This window comes from Alphaproteobacteria bacterium (assembly GCA_040905865.1).
In the GTDB taxonomy this organism is placed as follows: domain Bacteria; phylum Pseudomonadota; class Alphaproteobacteria; order UBA8366.
Window position 1 is genome coordinate 1 of sequence record JBBDQU010000016.1, and the last position, 9774, is coordinate 9774.

The following is a 9774-nucleotide window of genomic DNA, read 5'->3' on the forward strand; positions in this document are numbered from 1 at the left end:
CACGGCATGATGGACGCTGCGTTCATTTCGGTGATCGAGAAACGTCGGCCGCAGGAAAAGCAGTGGGAGGATTGGATCGACCGCCAGTACCGCGCACTCATCCGGACCCTGCCGACAATCCCCTTGCCGCCATCCGGCCGGTTCGATCTTGGCGACATTACGCTCGCCTGCGCGTTGGCCTATCTCGATTTCAGAGTGAGCGACCTGTCCTGGCGGACGATGCGGGCCGATCTCGCGATCTGGCTCGACAGTGTGTCAGACCGACCATCCATGGTCGCGAGCAAACCTTGACGATCACGGTACGAGGAGACCGCTGATCGATTCCTCCAGAATAATCCGGCGCTTCAATATTTGACCAAAGGAACGGTAAAAGATACAAAATTTCATTGTTTGTTAACGCTATTTCTCAAGACTTGCGATAGTTCACCAATTGCGTATTGGTACCATCGTCGATCACCATGCCTGCACGACCTCCGGAACGGTAAGGCGCAACCCAGAGAAACAGCAAGATTATACAATCCTCTAAAACGTCCGGTTTGCCGTGGAAGCAGCAATATTCGGCCAAATCCGACAGCCACCTCAATCACCGCCCAAGCAGCCGGCGTTCAATCAGAAAATTCCTCGCCACTACACAACAATACAGGGAAGGGCCCATAATCCCGCTCCAGAGACAACCCCGCCAAATGCTTATGGTCATCGATAAATATAACCCATTAATGGAAGGACCTGGCAATGATCATGCCAACTGGCGCTCAGCCAATGGTGCTGATTATCGACGACGACCCGATGGTGCGAGATACGATTGCTGACGTCCTGGGAGATATGGGATGCGAGGTCCTTGTCGCGCCGAATGGCGAAGTCGGTCTTTTCATGTTCAAACAGCGGGAATTCGATCTCGTTGTGACCGATTTAATAATGCCGGTGAAGGAAGGCGTCGAGACGATTGTCGAAATTCTGCAAATCAAACCGACGACACCGATCCTGGCCATATCCGGCGGCGGGCGCTCCAGGCAGTTGGGTTTCCTCAATATTGCACGTAAATTTGGTGCCGCTGAAATTCTGAGCAAGCCGATTGATATTGACGAACTGTCTGCGGTAGTCACGCGTCTCTTGGGAAATGGCGGATCAGGATAGCCGATGGACGTCGAATTCCCGCTGATGCATGCGCCCCGTTACGGGATCGACAGCTCTGGCGTTCCACACAAACTGTCGAACCCGTCTTTGGCATCCTCAAATCCATCCTCGGCTTCACCCGCTTTCACCTGCGCGGCCTTGAAAAGGTCAAATCCGACAGACTGCTAGGCCGACGAAAGCTCCGAGGTTGCGACAGATGCAGGGCATGCGGCGGAATCTATCTCAGTCCCAGAAAGCCGAGTATGAAGATCACGATGACGACGGCGCCGACCATCCAGATAATGCTGTTCATTGTGCTGCTCCGGCCTTATTCGGTTGAATGTGTCTTGCAGAAAAGAGGCGTGTTCATATCGCTTCGACCGGATCGGCGCGAGCAAAGGCGGCTCGCGCAAAATCCGATGGAGAACGCGATATGCGCATCGTAAGGAGCGGCTGCCGGACGCCATAGCTTCGGATTCTACGCAGAATCGCACATCAGGTTTGAATGGAACAGGTTGCGGTTGCGGTTGCGGTTCCACTCAAACACGATCTTATCCAGGGGGAACCCGAAACCGATGCGCCAGCCCATGGCGCGCGCACGGCCCAATTTTTTCTGCGTAGATTCCGACCCTGTCGCCCGGGTGGCGGCTGCGCGCAAGATCAGGTTCGCCGCCTCCTGATGTGGCCGGCGCGCGGCCATCGTAACAGCCGTGGCGCCGCGCAATGGCGCGAACATAAACGGATTATCTTCATCCCAGGACCTGAATTGACCAGTATTCCGGCTACTTCCCGACAAGGGGCACCGTCTGAAGACGAAGACTGCCGTCCCGTGGCCATGCCGGAAAGCGACGTCGGCCGGACGGCGATAATCCTTCCGCTTACGATACTAGCAGTCGTTGCCGTCATCTTTGCGTTGCATTGGGCCCGCGCATTCTTCATTCCGCTGTTGTTCGGCGTCATGATCAGTTACGCGCTTTCGCCCCTGGTCAACTGGATGCAGAAAAGGCGTATTCCGCGCGCTGCCGCCGCCGCTATCCTGCTGCTCGGGTTCGTGGGCGGTCTGGGCTCAATGGCTTATTCACTCAGTGATGAGGTCTCTGAGACAATCGAGGCAATGCCCAAAGCCGCCCAAAAGTTTCGCTTGTTGCTGCGCAAGGAACGGGGCACCGCGGAAAGCGCGATGGAGAAGGTGCAGAAGGCGACGACCGAGCTGGAAAATGCCGCCAGCGATTCGCCATCCAACACCCCGAACCGCGCGCCGGCCGGCGTGACCAGGGTTCAAATCGAAAAACCGAAATTTGACCTGCAGGAATATCTCTGGGCAGGAACGATGGGGGCAACCACCTTTGGCGGTCAGGTCGTTATTGTACTGTTTCTTGCGTATTTCCTTATTGTCGCCGGTGATAATTTCCGTCGGAAACTCGTCAGAATCAATGGCGCCACATTTGGCAAAAGAAAAATCACACTCCAGATGCTGGACAAGATTACCGGCCAGATCCAGAACTACCTGATGGTGCAGCTGTTTACCTGCTCGCTCGTCGGCGTTGCAACCTGGCTCGCATTCCTCTGGGTCGGGTTTGACCATGCCGCGGTATGGGGCGCCGCCGCCGCGGTCCTGAATGCCATTCCGTATCTCGGCGCGGTCGTCATAGCCGCGGGCACTGCCTTGTTCGGATTTCTGCAGTTCGGAACAATCGGTATGGCGTTCGCTGTTTCGGGAATCGCGCTGGGCATCAGCAATTTGGAGGGTCTTTTGCTGACGCCGTGGCTGACAGCGCGGACAAGCCAGATGAATCCCGCGGTCATTTTCGCCGGTGTCCTGTTTTGGGGCTGGCTGTGGGGCATATGGGGACTATTGCTGGGCATCCCGATCATGATGGCCATCAAGGCCATATGCGACCACATCGAAGATCTGAATCCGGTAGGCGACTTGCTCGGAAAATAGGCGGCATTCTGCCGGCATTGCATCCCGCGCCGGCTGCCGCCCGGACGACTCCGGATGGATCGGTCGCCCGGGCGGTGAAATGCGTAGAATCCGAGGCTGCCGCGCCGGAACAGGCAGCGGCAAAACTCCGCAGCACAGGCAAGTGTTCCGCATGGGGGTCGACGGCCGATCCGCGGCCGGACACGAAAACGCCGCGGGAGAATATTGATGAACGACGCTGTACAGAATATCGAGAACCATATTCCCTCGCTCCGGCATTATGCCGCCGCGGTTTCCCGCAACGAGGCTGCCGCCGACGAACTGGTTCAGGAATGCCTCCTGCGGGCGCTGACAAAAGGGCGGTCATGCCGGCCGGGCACCGGCCTGCGCGCCTGGATGTTGACGATCCTCCACAATCTCCCTGTTAACGGCGTCCGAAAAGCAGCCGGGCGCCTGGCAGACCGACTGCCACGGCGCCGCGCTTTACCCTTCGGGGCGATTCCCGCCATCAATGGCGAAAACCGTTTTACTGAGAGTATCTTACCGGTTTCCGCGCCATCCCGGAGGTCGATCAGATGACTGCCGCTTTCAAAGATTGCTCAATCGTTCAGCACCGCTACAAGGCATGGGTGTCCGGGAGCCTGGCCGTTCTCCTTATCTGTAACGTTGAGATGATATGGGTCACCATTTACCACAGTGTTTCGGGAGGAGACGCAGCGGCGATAGCGCGCGGCGTGACGAAGGCGCTGTTCATCGTTCGCCTGCCGGCAGAACTGGCCTTCCCGTTGGGCGTTGCCGCCGAAACCGGCCTCGCCATTCTGTTCGGATCCACGGTTTATTATGCCGTTTCCCTGCTGCCGCGCCGCACGGTATCGACCGTGTCGAGATCCGTTATCGCGGTCGCTTTGCTCGTATTCATCTGGATTATGAATTTTTACATCGCGTTGCCCCTGATCAACCCGGCTGTCGATGCCACGATTCCGCATGCCTTGAGCCTGACGTTTTACGCATTTTTCGGAAGCGTGGCGGTGTTGGCGATCAGGTTCTTCGACGCCAGTCGTCATGACCGGACGATAACTCACGAAACGGCTGCGGCACACGCCGCTGAAAGTGCAAAAAAGCCTTGTCTCACCGCCTGAAGTTGCTGTGACCTTCCGCCTGGCCCCGGAAACGTCGCCTGCGGGAAAACAATGCCGGGGACGGCGTCTGAGTATATTCCGATCCTGACCAAACGGTTCTGCCACGTCTATGTTGAAGGCGGGCAGAAACAGTTGCTCTGTCCGTTACCTGCAATGCACTGCCGCCTTTGCGGCATACCGCTTTTTTGGGGATACGATGGTGGAAATTCAATTATGAAATATAAAATGACTTCAGTTCTGACAATCATCGCTTTGGCGGCCGGCGTTTCGGCATGCGGCAGCAGCACGGGTGACCGCGCTCTGAGTGGCGCCGGGATTGGCGCGGCCGCGGGCGCCGTCGGCGGCGCCCTGGTCGGGTCCCCGGGAACAGGGGCGGCAATCGGCGCCGCGGTAGGCGCCGGTGTCGGCGCGGCCACAGATGAGAATGACGTCGACCTGGGCAAGCCGGTCTGGCGCTGACCGGCATGTGCGATAGCGCTACAGCATCCCTAAAAAGCAGCCGACAGCACATAAACCCGGCGGAATGACGAAACAGGCGTCCTTTGACTTACGCCACGTTTTCCGCCGACTCCCAACCAAATTGACGTCCGGACAGCAGACCGCGTGACGCGATCTGCGAGATCCGACAGTAACAATCATAATATAAGGATCTATCATGTTTACACATAGTTTGATGATTTCCACGGCGGCGGCGGCACTCACTTTTGCGGTGGCTTTGGCGCCGGCGCAGGCGACGTGGATGAGTGACCAGATGAGCAAGAACGTGGCGAGTGTCCGGACAATGCAACCGACCGGGAACGATTTCCGGGCGGCGCTGGCGCGCGAATACCGCACTCTTGCGCTTTACGAGTCGGATGAAATGCACGACTACCCATCCTCCAGCTATTACGCCGCCAAGGCGCTTTCCGTAAACAGCGGGGCAGACGAAATCCCCGCGGTCCCGCAGCTCTGGGATGTCGACCCCAGGGATATGGTCGACCTGGTGGAAGGTCGCGCACGGCTGACAGGGGCATTTGAGAGAAATGCAAAAAACCTGGCGCCGAGCCAGGCCGCAACGGCCCAGGCGAAATACGACTGCTGGGTCGAGCAGACGGCCGAAGGGCTGACGAGAGACGGACAGGCGCTTTCCTGGCAGGCGGCGGACATAGCCTCATGCAAGGACGAGTTCCGTACGGCGCTCGAACGGCTTAACGCGGCAATTCTGGCCGCACAGCCGGCGCAGGTCGCCGAGACACCCGCTAAGCCCGAACTGAAATACGTACCGACCAACGACCGCGTCGTGGCATATTTCGATTTTGACAAGTCGACCATATCTGCCGCCGCGCGGCGCGACATCGAAGGCCTGGTCGCCCGCATCAGCGGTGACAAGAACATCGTTGTGACCGTAAAGGGATATGCCGACCGCTCGGGGACCACGGAATACAACGATATCCTGTCCCGCAAGCGCGCGGTTGCGGTGAGGGAAGAACTGCTCCGCCATGGGCTCGTTGTCCGCGAATACGAGGACCTGAAGATAACGGCCGAAGGTGAAAGCGACCCGGCAGTGGCGACCGCCGACGGCGTACGCAATGCCATGAACCGGCGCGCCGTTATCACAGCCTATACGCTGGAACGCGCCAATCGGATTTCGGTCAATACGCGCTAGTCCTTTGCCAGGTATGGATGAGGCGGCGGGCACAACTGAGTCCGCCGCCGAATTCCGGCCGGGTGTACGCCGGCGTTTTCAAAACAGGAGACCGTCATGTCACTCGGAACAATTCTGATCATCATTCTGCTGCTGATGCTCATCGGCGTGCTGCCGACCTGGTCGCACAGCAGAAACTGGGGCTACTACCCCACCGGCGGGATGGGAATTGTCCTGATCATCGTCCTTGTGCTGCTGTTGCTGGGGCGCATCTAAAACAGATCGTGGCTTGTTGAGGCCACGACTACTGCCCGGCAGTAACGACCGGGGTATTGGCGGCTCTACTGATTATGCCTTAATAATCAGCAATGAAACGCGATCAGGTCATGAGCATACGCAGAATCGATATTACGCCGGGTGTACAGTGGGTTGAAGTCGAAGACGTTGGCCTGAGAGTTCTTTGCGGCAGTCCCGCCGATGTCGTCAAGCACCTGATGCGTCGCGGCCTGATTGTTCCTTCCGACGTGACGGGCGCACAAACCGAAACCGGCCCCAACACCATCCTTCTTTCGGATATCATGCTGCAGGGCGGCGCCTTCGCCAACCTCGCCGAGTTTCCCGTTCTCCAGATGCTCTACCGACAGGGCATGATCCTTCCCGGCCACCCGAACAACACAGGGCAAAAGCCGCTGCTGCTGGGCCTGCAAAAGCAGATCGAGGCGCAGCTCAATTACATTCATCGCGGCAATTACGGGCTTGTTTCGAAAGAGGAACTGATTGATAGCGGATTGAGCGACGAAGCCGCCGACGAAATGATGCGCATCAAGCTGCATTTCGCATTCGGTAATATTCGTTCAGCCGGCGAACTCCTCGATACCCTGTCGGTTGGTATAGAACGGATGGAAATCCGGGACGGAGTCTTCATTCGACGGCTGGGGCTCAACCGGTACCGTTTCGACTATCAGGATATTTACGTCGACGTCGACATGAACCTGTCTCGTGGTGAAACCTATGAGTCGCCCTATCCGCTCGGCATGCACAAAATCGAGCGGAACTATTTTTCGGTCATTCATACCGGTGAAGGCGATGGCTGGGACATCGACCGGCCCTGCATGAGCAGCGTGTTGTCGTTTCAGGGCCGCCTTTTCCTGATCGATGCCGGGCCGAACCTGGAGGCCATTCTTCAGGCCCTGAGTCTGAGCGTGAACGAAATAGACGGAATTTTCCATACCCATTGTCATGACGATCATTTTGCCGGGCTGACAACGCTGATGCAGTCAGATCATAAACTGAATTACTACGCTGCGCCGATGGTCCGCGCCGCCGTGACCAAGAAATTTGCCGCCCTGCTCGCAATCGATGAGCAGGAATTCGGGACCTATTTCAACGTCATCGACCTGGTTCAGGATAAATGGAATGACCTGGATGGCCTTGATGTCAAGCCGGTGATGTCCCCTCACCCCATGGAAACGACAATATTCCAGTTCCGCGCACTGGGCGAGGACGGGTACCGGTATTATTCCCATCTGGCCGATATCGCGTCGGATGATGTCATGGATGCCATGGTTGCAAACCCGTCGCGGGACGCCGGGATATCCGAGTCATTGCGCAAAAGGACAAGGGAGAGTTACGGCGCGTTTGCCCATTTGAAGAAAATCGATATCGGCGGTGGCCTGATCCATGGCTCTGCCGGTGATTTTTCCGACGATCCATCCGACAAGCTGGTGCTGGCCCACGTCGCCCGCCGGCTGAGCAAGGAAGAGCGGCACATCGGCTCCGGCGCGGAGTTCGGAACAGCCGATGTCCTGATCCAGTCGACGCAGGATTACATGCGCCGGATCGCCTATGACTTTTTCAAGGGATACTTTCCGGACCAGCCGCCCGGACGGCTGCATATATTGCTCAATAGCGAGCTCCGAACCTTCAACCCGCACGAAATACTGATGCACGAGGGAGAAAAGGTAAACGATCTGCTGCTGATCATATCCGGCAACGCGGAAGCGTTGTCGTCGCTGACCGCCGAACCTGTCCGGTTGTCCACCGGCACGCTCCTTGGCGAAATACCAATCCTGCAGGACAAGGTGGCTTCGGATACTTATCGGGCAACCTGCTATCTGCAAGCCCTGGTCATTCCAGGCGCTCAGTACGCGGAGTTTGTGTCGCGGTACTGCCACCAGCACCTGATAGAAGAATTTGTGAGAAAGAGGGCCTGGCTGCGAACGACCTGGGTGTTCGGGGACAGACTGGGCTCGACAGTCCACAACCGGATTGCCGCCGCAATGACCCTTCAGGTGATCGGCGACGGGCTGGTTAAGGAAACCGACGCCAACCGGAAGATGCTTCGGATCATTGAAGACGGCGTCCTCAAGCGATTTGTCGGCGACACTGTTTCCGAGACACTGCGTGCGGGCGATTCCTTCAACGAGGAGCGGTGCCTGTTCGGGCTCCAGTCCGGGTATCGCCTGCAAAGCGTGGGCCCGACCCGGTTATGGGAAATTCCGGCGTCTGTCATCTTCGATATTCCCGTTGTGAGGCACAAGCTTCTGGAAGATGTGCGCCGCCGATTGCAACTGGTTCAGGACTCGGTCGTGCTGAATACCTCTGAAAGGACCGAACCGTCTTCACCAGCCGAAAGCGAGCGGGCGCCACGCAGTGTGACCGCGGGTCGATCCTGAGTTATTCGCGCTTGAACGACTTACTGTTCGAACCGGACGCGGCAGCTGCGACGTAATGTGGAACAGCGGGAGATACCGCACCCGCAACCATCTTCGTAGACTCAACGGCAAAGCCGGATTTCGCTTCTGTCTTGATCTGGCTACGAAGAATGTCCATTCTGACCTGCGGTCAAGCCGTCTTTCATGAAACTGTCACATATCCTTAACATGCTTGTCATGGTCCCGCGCCAGAAAGGCGCTGCTTTTACCAGCCATTACAGCTTCTAAAACGAAGGGATCATCATGAAAAGAAGTCTACTCACGCTTTCACTGGTTGCCGGCATCGCGGCTGGTGGTGCCGCTACCGCCGCTGCGCAGGAAGTCATTCAGGTCGACGGCTCGTCGACCGTATTTCCCGTCTCCGAGGCTTTCGCCGAGGAATTCCAGATCAAAACCGGCAAGCGCGTTGTGGTCGGCGTGTCGGGCACCGGCGGCGGTTTCAAGAAGTTCTGCCGTGGCGAAACGAGTTTCTCGGGCGCTTCGCGCCCGATCAAGAGTTCCGAAATGGAGCTCTGCAAGGAGAACGGTATCGAGTTCCTCGAACTGCCGGTGGCGATGGATGCGCTGGCGGTGATCGTGCACCCGGACAACCCGATCACCTGCATGACCGTCGAAGAAATCAAGACGATGTACGAGACTGAGGCTCAGGGCAAGATCACCAAGTGGAGCCAGGTCAACCCAAAGTATCCGAATGAGGACATCGGTCTCTATGGCGCCGGCACCGATTCGGGCACCTACGACTACTTCACCTTCGCCATGCTGGGCGAAGAAGGCGCTTCGCGCGGCGACTACACAGCGACCGAAGACGACAACATCACCATTCAGGGTGTGTCGTCCGACCCCTATGCCATCGGCTTCCTGGGTCTGGCCTATGTCGAAGAGAACCGTGGGCGCGTGAAGCCATTGGAAATCTCCTACGAGGGCGGCAAGTGCATCGCGCCGACCACCGAAACCGCGGCTTCCGGTGCCTACCAGCCGCTGACCCGTCCGCTGTTCATTTATGCCAACAAGGCGCACCTGGACGAGAAGCCTGAAGTGCTGGAATACGCCAAGTACATGTTCGATCCGGCGCATGCGCCCGAGCTGGTTTCCGAAACCGGCTATCTGGCTCTGCCCGAGCGGGCGTTCACTCTCGCTGAGAAGAAGATCGACGCCCGCAAGACCGGCTCGTTCTTCGACGGTGGCTCCAAAGTCGGGGTAACGCCGGACGATCTGCTGAGCGCCAACTGAGGCTGACGAAACCCGTGGCGGGCCCTTGCG

9 protein-coding genes are annotated in these 9774 nt (G+C 57.8%); all 9 read left to right on the top strand.

Annotation, left to right across the window (positions count from 1 at the left end):
* A partial coding sequence (locus WD767_03810) for a glutathione S-transferase (GenBank protein ID MEX2615202.1) occupies positions 1–291 on the top strand: 291 nt, incomplete at its 5' end.
* 441 nt (positions 292–732) lie between these two features.
* A complete protein-coding gene (locus WD767_03815; protein MEX2615203.1) occupies positions 733–1134 on the top strand; it encodes a response regulator in 402 nt (133 codons plus the stop codon).
* A 484-nt stretch (positions 1135–1618) separates the two neighbouring features.
* Positions 1619–3058 (top strand): AI-2E family transporter, encoded by a 1440-nt coding sequence (locus WD767_03820; GenBank protein ID MEX2615204.1) that lies wholly within the window; start codon positions 1619–1621, stop codon positions 3056–3058.
* Between the two features lie 554 nt (positions 3059–3612).
* Positions 3613–4176, top strand: coding sequence for a hypothetical protein (locus WD767_03825; GenBank protein MEX2615205.1), 564 nt, complete (start codon positions 3613–3615; stop codon positions 4174–4176).
* A gap of 213 nt (positions 4177–4389) precedes the next feature.
* Positions 4390–4635 carry a YMGG-like glycine zipper-containing protein gene (locus WD767_03830; GenBank protein ID MEX2615206.1) on the top strand — a complete coding sequence of 82 codons (246 nt, stop codon included), beginning with the start codon at positions 4390–4392 and terminating at the stop codon, positions 4633–4635.
* 196 nt (positions 4636–4831) lie between these two features.
* Positions 4832–5821: an OmpA family protein gene (locus WD767_03835; GenBank protein MEX2615207.1), complete on the top strand. Its 990-nt coding sequence runs from the start codon at positions 4832–4834 to the stop codon at positions 5819–5821.
* 96 nt (positions 5822–5917) lie between these two features.
* Positions 5918–6076, top strand: a complete 159-nt coding sequence (locus WD767_03840) for a DUF3309 family protein (protein ID MEX2615208.1) — start codon at positions 5918–5920, stop codon at positions 6074–6076.
* Between the two features lie 110 nt (positions 6077–6186).
* Positions 6187–8475 (top strand): cyclic nucleotide-binding domain-containing protein, encoded by a 2289-nt coding sequence (locus WD767_03845; protein ID MEX2615209.1) that lies wholly within the window; start codon positions 6187–6189, stop codon positions 8473–8475.
* A gap of 282 nt (positions 8476–8757) precedes the next feature.
* The gene (locus tag WD767_03850; GenBank protein ID MEX2615210.1) at positions 8758–9744 is read left to right on the top strand and encodes a PstS family phosphate ABC transporter substrate-binding protein; all 987 of its coding nucleotides are present in this window, start codon (positions 8758–8760) and stop codon (positions 9742–9744) included.
* Positions 9745–9774 lie beyond the last annotated feature (30 nt).